This is a genomic window from Streptomyces achromogenes subsp. achromogenes (assembly GCF_000720835.1).
Lineage (GTDB): Bacteria > Actinomycetota > Actinomycetes > Streptomycetales > Streptomycetaceae > Streptomyces > Streptomyces achromogenes.
The window spans coordinates 1-240 of record NZ_JODT01000144.1 but is presented as its reverse complement, the minus strand read 5'-3'; the positions used below and the strand labels follow the sequence as shown (position 1 = coordinate 240).

Sequence of the window (240 nt, the reverse complement as noted above, 5' to 3'; positions counted from 1 at the left end):
GGAGTCCGAGGCGGTGCACATCTTCCGCGAGGTGGCGGGCGAGTTCGAGAACCCGGTGATCCTGTTCTCCGGCGGCAAGGACTCCATCGTCATGCTGCACCTCGCGCTGAAGGCGTTCGCCCCGGCCGCGGTCCCCTTCTCCCTGCTGCACGTGGACACGGGACACAACTTCCCGGAGGTCCTCGCGTACCGGGACCGGGTGGCGGCCGCACACGGGCTGCGCCTGCATGTGGCCTCGGT

At 69.6% G+C, this 240-nt stretch carries 1 protein-coding gene; it reads left to right on the top strand.

All coding sequences use genetic code 11. The features are described 5' to 3' along the window. Positions 1-240 (top strand): phosphoadenosine phosphosulfate reductase domain-containing protein (locus IH25_RS0137115; RefSeq protein ID WP_030621629.1); only part of this gene is annotated, 240 nt, incomplete at both ends.